This window comes from Streptomyces sp. NEAU-174 (genome assembly GCF_052665095.1).
Window position 1 is genome coordinate 1 of record NZ_JBQTCE010000015.1, and the last position, 20,455, is coordinate 20,455.

Genomic DNA, 20,455 nt, shown 5'->3' on the forward strand with positions numbered 1-20,455 from the left:
CCGACGCCAACCGCACCCGCAACGCCGTCGCACCCACCGCATCCAACGCAAACCCACGCCACGAGAACGGCAGCAGACTCCCCGAACCACCCGCCAGCCCCTCACTCACACCCAACGCATGCAACGCGGCGTCAAACAACGCCGGATGCAGACCAAACTGCCCCGCCCGCTCCCGCTCCTCCTCCGGAAGCACCACCTCAGCGAAAACCTCACCCCCACGCCGCCACGCACGCTGCAACCCCTGGAAAACAGGCCCATACTCCAACCCATTCTCCGCAGCCCGCACATACTCACCCGACACATCAACAACCTCAGCCCCCACCGGAGGCCACACACCAAAGTCGAACTGAACCTCGGAGACGGACGTGGCCGAACCGAGCACACCATGGGCGTGCCGCACCCATGCCGCACCCTCACCGTCCGCTTCCTCCCGCGAGAACACACTCACCTCGCGGAAGCCGGAGCCATCCGCCTCCCCCACCTCGACCTGAAGGTGCACCCCACCCTGCTCGGGCAGGATCAGCGGCGCCTCCAGGATCAGTTCCTCCACCCGGCCACAGCCGACCTGGTCCCCCGCCCGTACCACCAACTCGACGAACGCCGTCCCCGGCAGCAGCATCACACCGTGTACGGCGTGATCCGCCAGCCAGCCATGCGTGGCCAACGACAGCCGTCCGCTCAGCAGCACCCCGCCACCGCTGGCCAACGACACCACCGCGCCCAGCAACGGGTGCCCCAGCGAGCCCAGCCCGACCGAACCCACATCGCCCACACCGGCGGGCGCGTCCAGCCAGAAGCGCTCGTGCTGGAAGGCATACGTCGGCAACTCGACGCGGCGGGCGCCATGGCCGGCGAACACCTTCCGCCAGTCGACGCTGGCCCCGCTGACATGAAGCTCGGCGGCGGAGGTCAGGAACCGCTCCGGACCGCCCTCGTCACGCCGCAGCGTCCCCACGATCACGGCTCGCTGCTCGGCCGCCTCAACCGTCTGCTGCACCGGCAGGGTGAGCACCGGATGCGGGCTCACCTCGATAAACACGGTGTGGCCCTCGTCGAGCAGGGTGCGCGTGGTGGACTCCAGCTCAACCGTCTGCCGAAGGTTCCGGTACCAGTACTCCGCGTCCAGCCCAGCGGTGTCCACCAGCTCACCGGACACCGTCGAGTAGAACGGCACCTCCGACGAACGCGGCGCGATATCCGCCAGAACCCTCAGCAGTTCCTCACGGATCCCCTCCACATGCGAAGAGTGCGAGGCGTAGTCCACCGGCACTCGACGAACCCGCACCTCCTCGCCCTCAAGCTCCGCCACCATCTCGTCCAACGCACCCGGATCGCCCGCCACCACAACAGAACCCGGACCATTCACCGCCGCCACCGAAATCGCCCCACCCCACCGGGCGATACGCTCCTCCACCCGCCCCACCGGCAGCCCCACCGACACCATGCCACCACGACCAGCCAACCCGACCGCGATCGCCTGCGACCGCAAGGTGACCACCTTCGCGGCGTCCTGGAGCGAGAGCGCACCCGCCACACACGCCGCCGCGATCTCACCCTGACTGTGGCCCATCACCGCATCCGGCTCCACACCCACCGAACGCCACAACTTCGCCAGCGACACCATCACCGCGAACAACACCGGCTGAACAACATCCACCCGGTCAAACCCGGGAGCACCCTCAACCCCACGCAACACATCCGTCAACGACCAGTCCACATACGCCGACAGAGCCGACTCACACTCACCAATCGCCTCGGCGAACACCGGCGAGGACTCCAACAACCCCACCGCCATACCCACCCACTGCGCCCCCTGCCCCGGGAACACAAACACCGAACGACCAGGTGTTTCGGCGTCCTTCCCCCACACCACACCGGGGAGCTTGTCGCCCTCGGCCACCGCCGCCAGGCGCTCCAGGAGTTCCTCACGGCTCGCCCCGGTGACCACGGCTCGCTGCTCGAACGCGTACCTGGTCGTGGCCAGCGAGAGCGCCACATCGGCCGCGCCCAGCTCGGCGCGCTCGGCCACGAACTCCCGCAGCCGCCCGGCCTGCTCCCGCAGCGCCGCGTCGGTCTTGCCCGACACCACCCACGCCACCGGGCCCGCGATACCCGCGACACCACCGTCAGCGGGCTCCTCGGCCTCAGCCTCGGCCGCCTCGGCCTCCGGGGCCTGCTCCAGGATCACATGCGCGTTCGTCCCGCTCACACCGAACGACGACACACCGGCCCTGCGCGGCTCACCCGTCTCCGGCCACGGGGTCGACTCGGTCAGCAGCTCGATCTCGCCCTCGGACCAGTCCACGTGGCTCGACGGGGCGTCGACATGCAGGGTCTTCGGCAGCACGCCGTGACGCATCGCCATGACCATCTTGATGACGCCGGCGACACCGGCGGCGGCCTGTGTGTGGCCGAGGTTCGACTTCAGCGAGCCCAGCCACAGCGGCCGCCCCTCGGGCCGGTCCTGCCCGTACGTGGCCAGCAGCGCCTGCGCCTCGATCGGGTCGCCCAGCGTGGTGCCCGTACCGTGCGCCTCGACCGCGTCGATCTGGCTCGGGGTCAGCTCGCAGTTCTCCAGGGCCTGCCGGATGACGCGGCGCTGTGACGGGCCGTTGGGGGCCGTCAGACCGTTGGACGCGCCGTCCTGGTTCACGGCGGAGCCGCGTACCACCGCCAGGATCTGGTGACCGTTGCGCCGGGCGTCGGACAGCCGCTCCACCAGCAGCACACCGACGCCCTCGGACCAGGTGGTGCCGTCGGCCCCGTCGGCGAACGCCTTGCAGCGGCCGTCGCCGGCCAGTCCGCGCTGGCGGCTGAAGGTGACGAAGCCCTTGGGGCTCACCATGACCGTCGCACCGCCGACCAGCGCCATGGAGCACTCGCCCTGGCGCAGCGCCTGCGCGGCCAGGTGCAGGGCGACCAGCGCCGAGGAGCAGGCGGTGTCCACGGTCAGCGCGGGGCCTTCGAAGCCGAAGGTGTACGAGACCCGGCCCGAGGCGATGCTGGTGGTGGCGCCGTTGTGGAGGTACGGCTCGATCTCGTCCGGGATCTGCGCGGCCTCGGACGCGTAGGTGGTGTGCATGGCGCCGGTGAAGACGCCCGTCTGGCTGCCGCGCAGCGACGCGGGGTCGATGCCCGCCCGCTCCATGACCTCCCATGACGTCTCCAGCAGCAGCCGCTGCTGCGGGTCCATGGCCAGGGCCTCGCGGGGCGAGATGCCGAAGAACGCGGAGTCGAATTGGTCCGCGTCGTGGAGGAAGCCGCCTTCGCGAACGTAACTGGTACCCGGATGCTCCGGATCCGGATTGTAGATGCCCTCCACGTCCCAGCCGCGGTTTGTCGGGAAGGGCGAGATGGCGTCCGCTCCATCGGCGACCAGGCGCCACAGGTCCTCCGGGGAATTCACTCCACCCGGAAATCGGCAGGCCATACCGATGATGGCAATGGGTTCGGTCGCCGAGCTGATCAGCTGGCGGTTCTGACGCCGGAGCCGCTCGATTTCCTTGAACGACTTGCGCAGCGCTTCAACGGCCTTGTTCTGGTTGGATGCATCAGGCATCAGAAACTCCACACTTAACGCGTCGTTCGCTGGAAGAGCGCAACGGCCCTGAAAGTTATGAAAACACGCATTGCCAGACGGACACCGGCCACACTAGCCCCGGTCCCATAAGGGAAACCCTAGAAGCCCATCCATGCAGACAACCCCGGACGGTGTTCCGGGGGATTTGGTTTCAGTAGCGTTTCACCAGCCGTGTGATCCTTGCCACGGTTGCGTTCTCCGCCGCTATTCGCGCCCCCGAAATTTCACGCGCTGTTTTCACGCGCCAGGTTCTTCTTCGAGGCGGATCGCACCGGTCGGGCAGCGGGATACGACCTCACGCAGAACGTCCAGCCGTCCGGTGTCGGGCTGTGCGTCGAGCAGCACGACGGAGCCGTCCTCGTCGCTCTGGTCGAACAGGTCAGGTGCGATCAGCGCGCACTGGCCCGCCGCACAGCACACCTCACGGTCGGCGGTGATCCTCATCGGGTCTCAGTCCTACCTCGTTGTTCGGGATGGCCGGCAGGCAAATGCCTTGTGGGCCCTGTTGCGTGACGGTGACGGACGGTGGGGGAGATCCCCACCGCCCGTCGTATTCACCGCTTGTACATCTCGATCAGTCGTCCCAGGTGACGGGGAGCGACCTGGGGCCGTAGTGCACGAAGTCGTCGCGCATCTGGATCTCATCGCTCGGCACGGCAAGCCGCAGCGTGGGGAACCTGTCGAACAGGGCCTCGTAGCCGACGCGCAGGATCGTGCGGGCGAGGTGCTGGCCGAGACACTGGTGGACGCCGTGGCCGAGCCCCAGGTGCCCGTGGTCCGTACGGCCGATGTCCAGCTGGTCGGGGTTCTCGTAGCGCTCGGGGTCGCGGTTGACGGCGGGCAGGGCGACGGTGACCACCTCGCCCTTCTTGATGGTCTGACCGGCGAACTCGACATCTTCGAGCGCCCACCGGCTGGCCCCGAGGTGGGAGATGGTGAGGAAGCGCAGGAGCTCCTCGACGGCGGCCCCCATGAGCTCCGGGTCCTCCTGGAGCCTGGCCAGCTGATCGGGGTGTTCGAGCAGGGTGTAGACGCCCATGGCGAGCATGTTGCCCGTGGTGTCGAAGGCCCCGGTGATCAACGTGGCGGTGATGCCCATGAGCTCTTGCTCGGTGAGCTGCCCGCCGCGGATCAGGTCCCCGAGGATGTCGTCCCGGGGGTCGTCCATCCGGGTGGGGACGAAGCGGGCCAGGAACCCGCTCATCCCGGACACGGCGGCGAGCGCCTCGGGAACGGTGGAGGAGAGCCGGCCGAGGGTCTCCACATGACGCTGGAGGCTCTTCCGCTCCGATTCGGGGACGCCGATCATCTCGCACATCACCCGGGAGGGCACGGATTCGGTGAAGACCTCCACCAGATCGGCGCCCGGACCGGCCTTTTCCAGATCGTCGAGTTGCTCGTGCACGATTCGCTCGATCATGGGGGCGAGCTGCCGCGTGCGCCGGACCGTGAAAAAGCCGGTGACCAGCTTGCGATACTTGCTGTGGACCGGGTCGTCCGTCTTCGCAAAGGCGCCCGGATCGGCCGGACCGTCGTACGCCAGCTCCGTGGGGACGGGAGAGATTATCCCTTCCTGGCGCGCGCTGAAGCTCTTATGGGTGAGCAGTTCCTTCGCTTCGGCATGGCGGGTGATGAGCCACCCGGGCGTGCCGCCCGGATAACTCATGCGCGTTATCCGCTCCTGCTCGCGCAGGGGGGTGTAGCCATCCGGAGGATCGAAGGGGCAGCTCCGCTTGGTAGGCAGTGACACAGGGGGGTGCGGGGCGTCGACCAAGACTCCTCCATCGATTCATAATCCATGCATCGAGGTCGTCGGCGGCTACACCGGCTGGCTCGATCTCGATGCTAGCTTCGCCGTCGTCCCGATAGCGCACCAAAAGGCCCCCGCAGGCAAGTTCTGCAAATTTCCTTAGACAAAGGCGGGAGCGGTTGACCTCAAGCGCGCGGGTACACTCACCGCGCCGGCCGCGACGTCTGAACGCGTGACGGCCTCACCGCTCCTCCTACCCCGGGTACGCCGTCTCCAACCACATCTGTTGTCACCGGGTCTGACCCGGCGTCGGCTTCTGCCACCCCGCCCCGTGGAGACGCTGGGAGAACACGGGGGTGACGGGCCCGTCACGCCCGTGCTGCCACCCTTCGTCGGGGAGTGCCGGCGGGACGCCACGTTCCTGTCGGCACCGACATGCGTGGGAGGGGTTCGGTCCGATGCCACCGCCGAAGGCTCTCGCCCTGCGGCCCAGGGTGTCGAAGACGCTACCGGCCCCCGCACAGGATCGGCCAGAGGTGCGCGACCCCGGGCGACCCCAGGTGCCGCTGTCCAACGCGGCGGTGACGGCCGCCCTGTCCGGCGGACACGGACCGGCGGCGCCCCCGCCCTCCGCCACCCGGTTGCGGCCCGCCGGGCAGGACACGGTCGGCAATGGCGCGGTCGCGGCGGCCCGCCGTACCGAGACCGCCCCCCGACAGCAGCCGCCCACGGCCGAGGCGGCGAGGGCGGACACGGCGGAGCCGGCGCGGGGCGACACGGCCGAGGCGGCGCGGGGGGACACGGCGGAGTCGGCGCCCGCCGCCGCGGCCTCCCCCACCGCCCCCGAGGTCAAGGCGCGTCCCGGCCCGGGAGCGGACCCGAAGTTCGCGACGCTCAAAAACGACGTACGGAGTAAGAAGCGCTCGGTGGCGGCCTCGCACCCGCCCCCGAAGGCGGAGGCCGGCGCCGCGCAGGACGCCGCCCGGCCGCCCAAGGACGACGAAGAGGCGCAGGGCAAGACCGCCAACGCCGAGAAGATGAACGAGGCCAAGCCGAAGGACTTCGACAAGGACGCGTTCATCAGGGCGGTCGAGAAGGCGATCGCCGAGAAGGCGCCGAAGAACCTCGACGAGGCGGACAAGTTCGCCGACTCCGGCAAGGCCGATGAGGTGCGCGCGGAGGTGCACGGCAAGGTCGGCGAAGGAAAGGCGGACTCGGCCGAGCAGATCGCCACGACGACCGCCGCCCCGCCGGACACCTCGGCGGCCGTCCCCAAGAAGGTCGTACCGCTGACCCCGGACCGGCCCCCGGGGACCCCGGGCACGCCGAATCCGGCCAACGCCGTACCGGACAAGCTGCCGCCGTCGGCCACCGACCTTTCCGCCGGCCCCGCGCAGGTCGACCGGCAGATGGCGGACGCGCAGGTCACCGAGGTACAGCTGAAGAAGTCCAACGAGCCGGCGTTCAAGAGCGCCCTGGGCGAGAAGAAGGCCGCCGAACGGCACTCCGAGGTGGCCCCCGGCCGGATGCGCGGGCATGAGAAGAAGGAGCTGAACGCGGCCACCGCGCAGGCGAGGCGGCTCGGCGCCGCTGCCATGGGCGCGATGGGCGCCCAGCGGGTGCGCACCGGTCAGCAGGTCGGGACGGGCAAGTCCGGCGCCAAGGGGCGGGACGAGGAGAAGCGGGCCCAGGTCACGGCCGTCCTGCAAGGGGTCTTCGACACGATGAAGAAGGATGTCGAGGCCATTCTCAACGGCCTCGACAAGCTGGTCGACGACCAGTTCGGCCGGGGTGAGAAGGCGGCGCGGGACGCGTTCACCGCCGAGCACCAGCGGAAGATGGACGAGTACAAGGACCGCCGGTACTCGGGTGTGACGGGCAAACTCCGCTGGGTGCGGGACAAGTTCGCCGGGCTGCCCGCCGAAGCGGACAAGATCTTCGAGGAGGCCCGCGACAACTACGTCCGCCGGATGCGGCAGGTGATCTCGGATGTCGCCGACACCATCGGCACGGAGCTGAACCGGGCCAAGCGCCGTATCGCGCAGGGCCGGGGCGAGTTGCAGGACGCGGTGCGCAAGCTCCCGCCCGAGCTGCGGTCCATCGGCCAGCAGGCGGCCGCCGAGTTCGCCGACAAGTTCGATGAACTCACCCAGTCCGTGGACGACAAGGGCACGCAACTCGTCGACACGCTGGCCACCAAGTACACCGACGCGCTCAAGTCCGTGGACGACGAGATCGCGGCGGAGAAGGAGAAGAACAAGGGGCTGGTGGCCAAGGCCGTGGACGCGGTCAAGTCCGTGATCAACACCATCCTGGAGCTGAAGCGGCTGCTGCTGTCGGTCCTCGCCAAGGCCGCGTCGGCGGTCATGCTGATCCTCAAGGACCCGATCGGCTTCCTGCGCAACCTGGTCTCGGCCGTCGGCGCGGGCTTGCGGCAGTTCCTGCGGAACATCGGCCACCATCTTCAGCAGGGCATCCTGTCCTGGCTGCTCGGCAAGACGGCCGAGGCGGGCATCGAACTGCCGTCGAAGTTCGACGTCCAGGGCGTGCTGAAGATGCTCGCCTCCCTGCTCGGGCTGACCTGGCAGTCGATCCGCGCCCGCATCGTCCGCAAGGTACCGAAGATGGAACCGGCCATCGCGGCGGCCGAGACCGCGGTGCCGCTGGTCGCGGAGGTCCGCAAGCGGGGCGTCGCCGGGATGTGGGAGGACCTCAAGACCCGCGTGGGCGACCTGAAGAAGGATCTGCTGGACAAGGTCATCGCCTACGTCACCCCGACGATCGTCGTCGCCGGGATCATGTGGGTGATCTCGCTGCTCAACCCCGCGTCGGCGTTCGTCCGGGCGGTGAAGCTGATCATCGACATCGTGCGCTTCATCGTCACCCAGGCGCGCCAGATCATCGAGTTCGTGAACACCGTGCTCGACGCGGTCATCGCGATCGCGAGGGGCGGCAGCGGAGGTGTGCCGGGGCTGATCGAGCAGGCCCTGGCCCGCTCCATCCCCGTGCTGCTGGGCGTCCTGGCCGCGATCCTGGGCGTGGGCGGGATCGCCTCCCGGGTCAAGCAGATCGTCCAGGCGATGTCCAAGCCGGTGGGCCGGGCGGTGGACTGGGTGATCGACAAGATCGTGGGGCTGGTGAAGAAGCTCTGGTCCAAGCTCAGGCTGACGTTCGAGAAGAAGAAGCCCAAGCCGAAGCCGAAGCGCCGCCCGGACCGGAAGCGCCCGGGCAGGCCGCGCCGCCGCAGGCGCCCCGACCAGAGGCGACGTCCGGACCGGCGCAGGCCCAAGCGCAGACGCGACCCGAAGAAGAAGCGGCCCGAGAAGCGGCCGGACAAGCGGACCGAGGCGGACAAGAAGCGCGCGCTCGACGCCGCCGTGCGCGATGCGACGCAGTTGCTCAACGAGGAGTCGGCGACGGTCAAGTCCGTGCGGCGCGGACTGCCGGCCATCAAGCGGCGGCACCGCCTCACCAGGATCCGGCTCAAGAAGGTGGCCAAGGAGAACTACCGCATCGAGGTCGCCATCAATCCGGAGGCAGAGACCCAGCCGGAGAATCTCGGCTTCCGCTACAAGATCGCCGGGGCGACCTCAGCAGCGGCCATCGAAATCATCCCCGTGGGCAACCCGGTCGACCGGCTGCTCCCCATCCCTCACCCCATGAAGGAACCGCACCCCGCGGGCTTCGTCATCACCATGGCCGCGATCCCGAGCGAGGTGGCCGGCAACCCGCAGATCGCCGCCCGGTATCTCACCGACGCGTGGGCGGGATCGACGGAGCAGCGGGTGGCCGCAGCGAGGACGGCCGTCATCATCGGCGTCAACGCCGCTGAACCACTCGACCCGGCGGCCACCCCCAAGCGCGGCGCCGAGCCGGTCCGGAAAGCGGTGGGCGGCATCACGGCCCCGGACGAGCTGCGCTGGCTCGCATTCGGCTTCCTGTGGACCCCTACCTGGGTCGACACCGAGACCGGCAAGAAGGTCGCCTTCAGCAAGGTACGCAAGGCCTACTTGGAACTCGCTGCTTCCCCCGACCAGCAGAAGGCCGCGCGGACCGCCGAGGACGAGGGCCTGCGGGACAGGGCGACCAAGGCCATTCCCTACGGGCTCGTCCGTGGACATATCTTCGTCTCCCACGTCAATCGGGCGAAGAGCCTCCTCGCGCAGGTGAACCGGCAGGTCTACGGTCTGAGCCAGGACGCCGACGGCGGTCTGCGGACCCTCGGGGGGAAGGGTTTGCTCGCCGAGTACGACGTGATCCTCCGGGACATCGCGGGCGATGTGACGATGATCACTGGCGGCTATCACTTCGAGGGTTTCGACTGGGGCTCGAACGCCAGTCCCCGTACGGTCCAGTTGACCCAACTGGCCAACGAGATCGACCGGGCGATCCGGGCCGCCTTCGGCCTGCACGTACCACAGGCGCTGTACCCCGCCGAGCCGAACACGCTCATCAAGCTCTGGGACGCGCGTGACGAGAAGCGCGTGTACGACATCTTCCAGCGGCTCCAGCAGGCCAAAGCCAGAGACCGCCGACCGTATGGAGTCGGCGGAGGTGAGGGCCGCCGATTCAGGAACTGGGCGCGGCGGCTTCTCGGCGGCGCCTTCTCGATGGTGTATGCACCGAGCGCGGCGATCCCGTCGGATCCGCGGCTGGGCACCGACCGCGGGTTCGAGGTGTCCGAGAAGAGCATCGAGGACAGTCAGCACCCGGCGAACCCGGTCATCAAGCAGGCCCAGTCGATGGCGAACGCCTACACCATCACGCTGGAACTCACCGGTGGAATGGTCCCCGGGCTGGGCCGACCCGAGCAGACGACGGTCTCCCGAGTCTTCCGGCACGTCGAGGCCGTCATCAGATTGCTGACCGACGCGCCGGAACTGACCATGGAGGATCCAGGCATCCAAGAGCACGTGGACGCGGTGAAGACCCTGCTCAAGGACGCACGGGAAAGGCTTCCCCAGGCGGGAGGTCGCACCCCTGGCGAGCAGCGTACCCACGACGCCATGGGTCTGGTGGAAAGCGTCGCGCATGAGATCATCGGCGCGCTGACGGCGTCCGACCTCAAGCGCACCTGGAGAAAACTGAACAAGCTGACGCAGCAGATCCGGGCGGAGAAGGCCGAGCGGAAAAACCAAGCGAAGGGGACGGGGTAAGTGGACGATACGCTCCCACGGCTACGGGCCGAGGCGTCGCGCGATGACTACGCCTCGATGGCGCGGCTGGCGCGCGCCCTGTTCGAGACCGGCCTGAGCGCCCGCCAGGTCCTGCGCGAGTGCTACGCCGTCGACCTGCCCCGGGAGTTTTTCGCCCTCGCCGAGGACGGCCCCTGGCATTTGGGGCTGATGACCACCAACCAACCGTGGCGCCTGGCCTTCCCCTTGGAGCGAGGGGGACCGCACCCCGAGCCGACCTCACTGGATCCGGTCGAGCGCCGCCTCTTCGCCCTCGATCCCGATCTGCTGCCCCTCCTGCATCTGCCCGTGGACGACGAGGCGCCGATGGAGGAGCTGCCCGTGCTCTGTTACCGGCTCTCCGAGCTCCAGGAGCGGCGGACAACTGTTTTAAGTGTTCCGGGGACGGCCACCCACCGCGATGAGGTGGCGCGGCGGGGTGACTCGCTGCTGGCGGTCCTTCGGGACTTCCAGGCCGAGGACCTGCGCGAGCTGGAGCGGCAGTACGACGATCAGGACGACTGGGGCATCGGCGCCGTACAGGAGGAGCATCTGGACGGCGCTCGCGCGATGCTCGAACGGATCGACAGGCTCCGGAACGAGGTCACGTCGTACGAGTGAGCGCCGTCGAGCGGGGCTCCAGCAGGTGTGCGGCGCAAGGTGCGAAGCGCCGTGGAGCCGGTTGCGGTCTCACCGAGTCGGGGCGTCCTCCCAAGGCGACTTCACCGGCACGAAGAACAGCCGTACAGCCGGGGCCGCCTGCGCGGCCGCTTTGGTTGTGGCCGCGTTGCCGAGCTGGTCCTGGGCAGCGGGCGGTGACAGCTTGGCCGGCGCGTGCATGCTGTGGGCCATCGTCGCGTTGCTCACCGGCACCGGCACCGGAGCCGGCGCCTGGCGGGTGGCCGTCGCCGTCTCCTGGGTGCGGGCCGACGGGACCGGCGCCAGCAGGCGGTGGAGGGAGAGCGGGGGTTCGGTGGGCAGCATCGGCTTCACCCCTGGGATGCGTCGTCGAGCAGATGGGCGTGCGGGCCCAGTTCGGTCGGGCGGAGCAGGCGGGCCTCGCGTTGGAACTGGCGTGCCACACCACGTACGACATGGCGCATGGCAATCGTATCGCCGCCCCCGTCCGCCGCCGCCAGCGCGGCCGTGCGGGCCGCCGCGGTGATGGCGGCGCCGGTCATGTCCAGGCGGGCCAGGGCGTCCAGATCCACGTCGGGGGCGAGGGGGGCCTCCTCGGGGAAGGCGAGGCGCCACAGCCGGCGGCGCTCGGCGGCGGCCGGGCGGGGGAAGTGGACGACGAAGTGGAAGCGCCGGGTGAAGGCCGGGTCGATGTTGTCCTTCAGATTGCTGGTCAGGATGACGAGTCCGTCGCTGGCCTCCAGGCGCTGGAGCAGATAGCCGACTTCCAGGTTGGCGTAGCGGTCGGTGCCGTGCTTCACCTCACCCCGCTTGCCGAACAGCGCGTCGGCCTCGTCGAAGAGCAGCACCGCGTGGCTCTCCTCGGCCTGCCGGAACGCGGTCTCCATGTTCTTCTCCGTCTCCCCCACCCATTTGGAGACGACCTGGGCGAGGTCCACCTTGAGCAGTTCCAGGCCGAGCATGCCGGTGACGATCTCGGCGGACATGGTCTTGCCGGTTCCGGGCTCACCGGTGAAGAGCGCCTTGACCCCGCCGTGCCCGGAGCGGCGGGCGAAGCCCCAGCCCTCGGCGATCCGGGGCCAGGCGCGGAAGGCCGAGGCGATCTCCAGGATCTGACGGAACTGGACATCGGGCAGGACCAGGTCGTCCACGGTGCGGCGGGGCGTGATCGAGTGGACGGCGCTGCCGCTGCGGCCGCGGGTGACGGTGGCGATCGCGGGCTCGACATGGGCGGCGACCGGCTCCGGGCGTCCGTTTCCGGCCAGCCGCGCCCCGGCGTCCGCGACCGAGGCGACGGCGCGCAGTTCGCCGCCGCTCATCCGGTAGCGGACGGCGAGGTCTTCGAGGAGGGTTCCGGTCAGCTCCGGCAGTGCGGCCGACCACATCGCCCGGCGGTCGGTGAACCCGGGAACGGGCACGGTGAGTTCGGCGTAGGCGCGGGCGGCGAGCAGGCCCGCCGGGCGCCAGGGCCTGAGGCCGGTCAGGCACACCGGTACGCGCGAGCGGAGCAGCGCGGCGCACACCGGGTCGGCGGTGGCCCGCCGCTGCTCGCCGTGCAACTCGTCGGTGGGGATCCAGAGCACCGCGCCCAGCACGGCGGCCGTCCGCAGATCGTCCTCGGGGTCGTCGGTGAGGGTGCGCAGCGGTGCCCCGGCGGCCCGGGCCAGCGCCTGTACGGCGTCGAGCTGGCCGTCGGGCGGACAGCCCCACAGCCCGGCCAGGTCGATGTCGCCGGAGCCCAGCGCCCGGCCCAGCCGGGTGAGCCGCTCGGAGGAGAGGTACGGGGACAGCACGCGCGGCTCCGGCGGGGCGACCTCGCCGGGGTCGTGGCCGAGCAGTCCGACATCGCCGCCCCAGCCCAGCAGGAAGTCCAGCACCCCGGGTGCGGGGAGGAGTTCCTGGGCGAGTTCGACCGCGGCCGTGCCGTGTGCGCGCAGCAGTCCGTAGCGGCGCAGCGGTCCGGCCGGGCCGAGGGAGCGGCGCAGCGCGAGGCGCGCCGCCGCGCTGTCCGCGCCCACGGCCATCAGCAGTTCCACGCTGGGCAGCCGCCGGTTGAGGTTGTCCACGATGTAGGCGTAGATCCGCTCGTAGCCGCGGTCCAGCTCGGGCGCGGCGGCCAGCAGCAGGGCGTCCTGCTCCGCGCGGGTCAGGCCGAAGCGGGTGGCGAGCGCGTCCAGCGGCAGGGCCCGGCCCTCGGCGGACGCGCGCCGCCTCAGGTCGCGTTCAGCTTCCGGTTCCGGCGGCGGGGGCGGGTAGGGCTCGGCCATGGTGTCGGTGAAGGTGTGCACCTCGCCGAGCAGTACGTCGACCTGTTCGTCGGTCACGCAGTACGGGGTCAGATCGGGCCTGGTGAGCCGGGCGGCGAGCCGGGCCTGCCGCTCGACGGCGGCCCTGAGCGCCCCGTGCAGCCCGGCCAGCCGGATCCGCAGGTGCTCCACCGCGATGACGCCCATGGGTCTCACCCGGCCGAGAAGGTCAGGGTCCGGCCGCCGAGCCAGGCCACATCGGGCACGTCGGCGAGCAGGCCGCCGTTGTGGAGGTCCATGTGGCGCCGTCCCATCGGGACGCGCACCCGGACGGCCGTGGCCTCGAACCGCACGGTGGCCTCCAGGTCGGCGAAGCGGCGCAGGGACAGCACGGGATCCGGTGTCTCGCGGTCGCGCCAGAGCGTCCAGGCGATCGTGGCCAGGCCGAGCGCGGCGGCCAGGGTGACGGTGCGCTCCAGGCCGCCGTCCCGGGCGAGCGGCACCGCCCGGCGCCCGGTGACCAGGGTGGTGACCAGGTCCGCGCACCGCTCGGCGTGGGCGGGCAGTCCGGCGGCGAGGCGCAGGTCCGGTGCTGCGCCCTCGGCGGTCCACAGCGGGGTGCGCCAGGGCAGCCGCGTCACCGGGTCGCCGCGCAGCGGCCGTACGGAGGTGAGGAACGGCACGCCCGCCGAGGCCAGGTCGCGCAGGGTGCCGGGCGGCAGGGGCCCGTCGCAGAGCAGCACGGGCGGCCGCCCGCAGGTCTCCCAGTGCGGCAGCAGTCCGGCGGCCTCCGCGGTCCAGGCGATCGGGAACATGCCGTGGGCGTCGACGAGGAGCAGCCCGTCGACGGCCCCCGTGAGCAGCAGTGGGTCGGCGGGGTCGTGGCCCCGGCACACCGACAGCGCCAGGACGCCATCGAGGACCTGGAGCGCGGGGCCCGCCTGGCGGGCGAAGTCGGTCAGCCGCTCCTCGGCGACGGGTGGCGGGAGGCCCGCGAAGGCGGCCGCGGCCTCGGTGTCCCGTTCGGCGCGGCGCCAGCCCCGGGTGGTCTCGCCGAGCACCTTGTACGCCAGGGCGGCGGCGAACAGCGGTGCCTCCTCGGCGAGTTCGACACCGGCCAGGGCGGGCCCGATCGCGTCGAGGTACCCGATGCGTGCCAGTGGCCCGGCGAGCAGGAAGGGCAGGGCGGACCACACCCGCACCTCGCCACTGGTCCGCGCCCTGGCGCTCGTGCTCGTTCCTGAGGCGGTGCTCGCGGCGGTGGCGCCCGCCGCCGCGCCGGGCGGCTCCTCGGTGCACGGGTCGTACGGCCCGGCCAGGGACCGGACCAGCCGTATCGCCTCCTCGCGGTCGGCCGACGCCAGGAAGTCGGCGAGCAGTTGGGGCAGCTCCGCCGTGTCGGCGTTCGTGACGGCGGCGCGCAGACGTTCGGGCAGCGCCCCGGCGGGCCCGGGGCGGGCGGCCTCGCCGAGGGCCTCGCCGAGGGGCGAGTGCGCGGGCGGAGGGTCGGTCGCGAGGGCGCGCCCGACGAGTTCGGCGAGCAGCCGTGCGGCCGCCGTGTCGTCCACGCCGAGCAGGGCGAGGAAGTACGCCCGCACCGACGCGTCCGGCAACAGCGCGAGCAGCGCGTCCAGTTCGCCGCGCTCGGCGAGCTCGGTGAAGAGCGCGGCGGCACCCGGGGCGGTCCACGGGTCCGGGGCCGCCGCGAACGACTCCTCGAACGACCGGGCGGACGACCCGTCGTCGGCGCCGGATTCGCCGACGGGGTGTGCCACGACCGGCACCGGCGCGAAGTGAACCTCGACCGGCGGGCCGCCCGCCGTCGAACGGCCGGAGCGGCCCGGCCGGACGGTGACGGTCAGCGGCTCGGTGATCTCCACATCAGGACCGTCGGCCGCCAGCCGCTCGGCGAAGTGGTCCGCCAGCAGCTCCGGCAGCGCCTCCACCACATGGCGGATCAGCCCGCATGGCTCGGGCCCCCAGCTCCACCCACCGCGCCGGACCACCGTGACGGTGCACCGGCGCACCGTGATCTCGCCGGGCGCACCGCCATCGCCGATGCCGCCGGTCTCGCCGGGCCCCTCGGTGGGTGGCGCGGTGGGCACGTTCACGTCACTCCCAGCCTCTCCAGGCGGCCCGCCCAGCCGACCGCGAGCACCAGCACTCCGTGCGCACTGCCCGCCACGAGGGTCACCGGCAGTTTCACCTGGGTCTGCTGGGCGGGGATCTCCCCGGTGAGCACATGGGTGTCCTGCTCGTCGGAGACCAGGGCGACCACGGGGGTGGCGCGGGCCGAGGGGACCTTCACGGTGACCGTGACCCCGTCCGTGGCCAGCGCGATGCCGTCGGTCCACGACGCCAGGCGCACCAGCCCGGGTTTGGGTTTGCCCTCGGGGGTCAGCTCGACCCCGTGGGCCAACGGCTGGTCGAGGGCGCCCGGTTCGTCGTCGACGGCCGCCACGTCGAGGTCCCTGGCGTTCAGCGGAAGGGTCGCGACGCGGCCCTCGCCCAGGGAGACGCGCAGCGGCAGCGCCCGCCCGACGAGCGACGCCACATCGGCCGGGGCATCGGCGCCGGTCAGGGCGAGCGCGCCCACCACATGGCCGGTGTCGTGGGCGTACACCACGGAAAGAGCCATCGTCAGCCACCGCCGTTCGTCGCCGCGACCGTCGCCAGGACGAGGAAGTCGACCGCCCCGGGCTGTTCGACCGGCTGCTTCCAGTTCACCGACGGGTTGTACACGCGGACCCGGCAGCGGACCCGGCGGTCGGCGTCCACCGTGGCCTCCACCGGGCTGAACAGCGCCGAATCCGCCAGGGGCGGGATGCGCGGGGTCAGCTGGACATGGATCACGACCCGGCCGTCGGCGACCTGTTCCGGGGTGACGCCGGACGGCAGCGGCAGCAGCATCCCGTCGGTGGCGGTGCCGGAGGCCACCAGCGTGCTGCCGGCCGACATCCGGCCGCCGAAGCTGCCCTCGATCGTGAGGTTGCCGTTGGCCGCCACGGTCATCAGCGGAGCGACCGCGCCACCGCCCTGGTACAGGCCGAAGACCAGGTTCGGCGTCTCGCCGCCGGTCAGGACCAGCGCCGGCCCGCCCTCCTGGATCTCCGTGCCCGTCCGCAGGGTCAGCGCGCCCGACCGGGCCGAGACGGTGTCCGCGCGCACTCCGGCGAACCGCGCCGCGACGCCGCGCGCCGCCGTCTCGACGCCGCTGAAGTGGCCGTCCGCCCAGTGGACATAGCCCAGCAGGACCAGCCAGCGGACGGGCGGATCGGCCGGTGGGTCGCCGATCGCGGGCGGCTGCTGCTCGGCGGCCAGCCGCTCGTCGCCGAGCCGCCCGAAGAGGATCTGGTACGACTCCTCCACCCGGGTCTTCGTGGCGCTCCCGGAGCAGGAGACGGGAGCGGCGGGCTCAGCCGGTTCCCGGTCGGCCGCGGTGAGGAAGACCGGGTAGGGCTCGTCCGTCGTCTGGTCCGCGCCGTTGACCTCCTCGAAGTCGCTCTCGCGCAGCACGACCGGCTCGGTGACGACCACCTCGCGGCCCGTACCGTCGACGGCGATCCCCGCCGAGACGCTCACCTCGACATGGCGGACGCCCGTCAGCGGGTCGGTACGGGGCTGGGTGACGAGGCCGAGCCCTTCGACGATGCCCCACTCGTGCAGATGCCGGGCGTGCCGGGCGGCCCCGCCGCGCGCGTACTCCACCGTGGCCGACAGATCCGCGGCGGCCAGCACCTGCCCCTCGTGGAAGGCGGGGCGCAGCGGGCCCGTCATGGCGTCTCACCGGGCTTCCGGGTCCGGGACGACCGGGTGCGCTTGGCCGGGGGCTTGGCGGGCTCGGCGGCCTGCTCGGCCCCCGGCCCGGGCGGCGGGTCCGGGGTCGGATCCGGCTCCGGCGCGGACTCGCCGGACGGCTCCGCGGCCCGGCTCGACACCCGTTCCTCCAGATGGCTCACCTGCGTCTGGGCGCTGCCCAGTTGGGCGCGCAGCCCCTCCACGGCGGCGGTGAGATCGGCGACCCGCGTCCTGAGCCGGGCGAGCTCCTGCATGCTGTCGGTGACTTCGCTGGGGGTCGTGTAGACCTGTTCGTGCAGCGCCTTGGGCGGTGTCTCGCCGGGCGCGGGGGTCAGCAGCAGGGACAGCATCTCCTCCAGGTCCCCGGTACGCGGCCAGTCGCCGAGCAGTCCGTCCGCGTACGGGCGCGCCACCGGGCCCTCGGACGGCAGGGTCGGCTTCTGGTAGCGCGGCACCGGCCGGCAGCACACCCGCTCGGCGAGTTCGCGCAAGCGGTAGAGCTTGGGCAGCCACTCGCCGTACGCCGACCCGCCCGGCAGCACCTGCTCCCGGGTGGCCGAGCAGACCCGTACGACATCGCAGCCGTCCAGCTCCAGATGGGCGAGCAGGACATCGGTGTCGGTGCAGTCGCCGCACGGCGGGTTGAGCGTGGCGCACGCCGCGTCGGTCAGGAACCGGCGCAGCGCGGTGCCCAGGGCGGCGGCCGCCTCCGCGATCTGCTGCACCTCGGCGATGGTCGCCTTCTCGGTGCTGTCCGGCGGCGGGGACGGCAGCAGCGGCGGTACGTCGACGGCGGCGGTGTCCTGGCGCAGTGCGCAGTCGGCCAGGTCAGTGGCCTGGTCCAGCCGGCACAGCAGCCACTCCCGGATCAGGCCGAGGTCCGCGCGGAACTCCACCCGCAGCGCATGGCCGAGCGGGGTGCCCTGGGCCAGCATGCGCACCTCCAGCGGCGCGTCCGGGTCGCCTCCCTCGGGGACGACGCGGGCGGCGGTCTCGGTGACGACGGCGCGGGCGATCCCGGCGTGCGGCGGGTCCGGCCACGCCGCTTCCAGGTCGGCGCCGCCGAGCCGCCCGCACGCCGTGCCCAGGGCGCTCCGCGCCTCCCGCACGGTGGCGAGGTCCGGGTAGTCCCGTGCGAGCTGGGCCTGCCCGGCCGCGTCGTAGGTGTCGTACCGGGCGACGGCCGCGGCCAGCGCGCGGACGTGCTCGGTCATCTCGCGGGCCGTCGGCGGGGCGGGCGGGCCCTCCCCGCCCGCGTTCTCGCGCAGCCACGCGAGGGCGGATGCGTACCGCTGGGCGTCGGCGGCGTCGAAGCGGAAGGCCCGGCCGGTGCCGAGCGACGCCACGGTCAGGGCGTCGGTGTAGAACCCGAGCCGCCGGTCGCGGGTGCGGGCCTGGTCGGCGCGGGCGAGGTCGCCGAGTGCCATGAGGAGGCGGGTGCCGGGATTGTGGCGGTGGTCCTCGAAGTCGTCGCACTTGACGACGAATTGGTACCCCTCCTGGATCCTGGAGGGCACGCATCCCGGTGCGGGGCAGGGCTCCTCGGTGGCGTACGGCGCCACGGGTTCGACGGGGAGCTCGCGGTAGCGCGCATAGAGCCCGTAGCGGCGTCCGCCGTCGTCGCCGTCGTTGTCGCAGTTTTCCCCGCAGTCCACGCCGAGCGCGCTGATGCGGCGCTCCCGTACCAGTGCGGTGATGTCGACGCGCTCGGTGCAGGGCACCACGATGTCGTTCCCGGCGCAGTCCAGCGCGTGTCCCGGGTGGACCGCCACGGTTCCGCCGCCGCACGGGTCGCAGGTGACGCCGAGGCCGCAGATGACTCCCGGCCCGTACAGGGACCGGTTGTGCAGTCTGGCCTTCGCCGTCGTGTACTCCACCAGCAGGCTGAGGTCGTCCTCGGTCAGCAGTTGCCCTGCGAAGAAGCGAGGACGTACGAAGGCGGAGGTCCGGGTGGCGTCGCCACCGCAGCCGCATCCGCAGTCTGTTCGCATGATCAGCGCTCCTTCACGAAGAACCAGCTCTCGAAGACGTCCCCGCCCGCGCCGGTGCCGGACGTCCAGGGCCCGATGCCCGAGGGCGGGAGGTCGCAGCAGTCGTCACCGCCGTGCTCGGCCGACAGCGTCGAGCCGGTGCGGATGAGCGGGACGCGCCCGCCCACATGGGTGCCGTCGACCGGGCGGCAGCAGCGGTCGAGGAGGAACGCGGCGCGGACGGTGATCAGTACGCGGTCGCCGTCCTGGAGCGTCTCGCGCGTGGTCTGGCGGTAGCGGAACTCCTGGATGAACTCCTCGCACCCCTCGGACTCCAGGTCCGGATCGGCGAAGGTCCCGCCCATGTACCAGGTGGAGGCGTTACGGCCGCTGCCGCCCTCGATCACCTGGAGCTCCACCACACCGGGCCGCAGCGTGTCGGACCGTACGTCGGCGGAGAACCGCACCACGAGCCCGCCGTCCTCGTCCAGGGTGCCGAGGAGGTTCTTGGCCTCGTCGATGGTGTAGGTGTGGCCGTGGATCCAGTTGATACCGGTGATCACCGTGGGCAGATGGCGGCCGAACGGGCGGCGCACGTTCATATGGATGTGGTTCCGGCGCACCGGCTCGTACCAGTCCACACAGTCGATCCTGGCCAGCCAGAGCACCGTGTGCTCGCACGGCTCGCAGCAGGTGTCACAGCGCTCGTCCACCGGCGGCTCGCAGCCGGTGACCCGCACCCTCCAGCACTCCTCGGTCCAGCCGAACTCGCAGTCGCCAGTGTCGGCGCAGGCGTCGTTGTAGACGGCGCGGGTGGGCTCGACGGGCCGCTCGGCGTACTCGACGCCGATCCAGACGGTGTCGGTGTCCCGTTCGTGCGGGGGCAGCGCCTTCCACAGGTCGATCTCGCAGCCGCCGCGCACCACGACCTCGTTGCCCTCGCAGTCCACGGCGAGACCGGGAGTGATCCTCACCTTGGCCCTGCGCCGGGTGCACTCCGGCTCGGTGCCGCCCTCCTCGCCGCCCGCCTCCGCACTCTGCTCGGGCCGCGCGGACTCCTCGGCGGGGTCGTCCGGCGGGCAGTCGTCCGCGTCCCGTGGCACCGGTTCCACGTGGAGGCCGCACACCACGCCGTAGCCGAGCAGACAGCGCATGCGCAGTCTCAACTTCTCGCGGTAGTACTCCTGTTCGCGCTGGAAGTCGCGCGCGCCCAGCATCTGGCCGTGGAAGTACCGCAGCCGGCGCAGTGGTGGCGCGTAGAACTCCTGGGTCCTCGATGGTCCTGTCTCGGTCATCGC

Annotated in this window: 12 protein-coding genes; 2 read left to right on the forward strand and 10 right to left on the reverse strand. The window is 71.4% G+C overall.

Annotated elements, in window-relative coordinates:
• From ACT2CW_RS35785 to ACT2CW_RS35795, 3 genes are all read right to left on the reverse strand, one after another.
• Window positions 1-3,559, reverse strand: a 3,559-nt coding sequence (locus ACT2CW_RS35785) for a type I polyketide synthase (RefSeq protein ID WP_445519559.1), incomplete at its 3' end; no start/stop codon positions are given.
• Between the two features lie 258 nt (window positions 3,560-3,817).
• A complete protein-coding gene (locus tag ACT2CW_RS35790; protein WP_044567505.1) occupies window positions 3,818-4,024 on the reverse strand; it encodes a ferredoxin in 207 nt (68 codons plus the stop codon).
• A gap of 130 nt (window positions 4,025-4,154) precedes the next feature.
• Entirely contained in the window at window positions 4,155-5,246 is a 1,092-nt protein-coding gene (locus ACT2CW_RS35795) for a cytochrome P450 (protein WP_138910524.1), read from the reverse strand.
• A 542-nt stretch (window positions 5,247-5,788) separates the two neighbouring features.
• Between ACT2CW_RS35795 and ACT2CW_RS35800 the strand changes: the two genes are divergently transcribed.
• Window positions 5,789-10,486, forward strand: a complete 4,698-nt coding sequence (locus ACT2CW_RS35800; protein ID WP_445519560.1) for a hypothetical protein — start codon at window positions 5,789-5,791, stop codon at window positions 10,484-10,486.
• Entirely contained in the window at window positions 10,487-11,125 is a 639-nt protein-coding gene (locus ACT2CW_RS35805; RefSeq protein WP_445519561.1) for a hypothetical protein, read from the forward strand.
• A 69-nt stretch (window positions 11,126-11,194) separates the two neighbouring features.
• On the opposite strand, the gene ACT2CW_RS35810 is transcribed toward ACT2CW_RS35805, so the two are convergent.
• From ACT2CW_RS35810 to ACT2CW_RS35840, 7 genes are read right to left on the reverse strand one after another with little or no spacing between them, the layout of a single operon-like run.
• Complete coding sequence (locus ACT2CW_RS35810; protein ID WP_445519562.1) at window positions 11,195-11,488, reverse strand: hypothetical protein; 294 nt, start codon at window positions 11,486-11,488, stop codon at window positions 11,195-11,197.
• Window positions 11,489-11,493: 5 nt separating this feature from the next.
• A complete protein-coding gene (locus ACT2CW_RS35815) occupies window positions 11,494-13,596 on the reverse strand; it encodes an ATP-binding protein (RefSeq protein WP_445519563.1) in 2,103 nt (700 codons plus the stop codon).
• A gap of 5 nt (window positions 13,597-13,601) precedes the next feature.
• Window positions 13,602-15,500 (reverse strand): hypothetical protein, encoded by a 1,899-nt coding sequence (locus ACT2CW_RS35820; protein ID WP_445519564.1) that lies wholly within the window; start codon window positions 15,498-15,500, stop codon window positions 13,602-13,604.
• Window positions 15,497-16,027 (reverse strand): hypothetical protein, encoded by a 531-nt coding sequence (locus ACT2CW_RS35825; protein ID WP_164424865.1) that lies wholly within the window; start codon window positions 16,025-16,027, stop codon window positions 15,497-15,499. The genes ACT2CW_RS35820 and ACT2CW_RS35825 overlap by 4 nt, the downstream gene beginning before the upstream one ends.
• 2 nt (window positions 16,028-16,029) lie before the next feature.
• Window positions 16,030-17,166, reverse strand: coding sequence for a hypothetical protein (locus ACT2CW_RS35830; RefSeq protein ID WP_445519565.1), 1,137 nt, complete (start codon window positions 17,164-17,166; stop codon window positions 16,030-16,032).
• Window positions 17,163-19,178 carry a hypothetical protein gene (locus tag ACT2CW_RS35835; RefSeq protein ID WP_445519566.1) on the reverse strand — a complete coding sequence of 672 codons (2,016 nt, stop codon included), beginning with the start codon at window positions 19,176-19,178 and terminating at the stop codon, window positions 17,163-17,165. Before ACT2CW_RS35835 ends, ACT2CW_RS35830 begins: the two co-directional genes overlap by 4 nt.
• 2 nt (window positions 19,179-19,180) lie before the next feature.
• Window positions 19,181-20,452, reverse strand: coding sequence for a hypothetical protein (locus ACT2CW_RS35840; RefSeq protein WP_445519567.1), 1,272 nt, complete (start codon window positions 20,450-20,452; stop codon window positions 19,181-19,183).
• Window positions 20,453-20,455 lie beyond the last annotated feature (3 nt).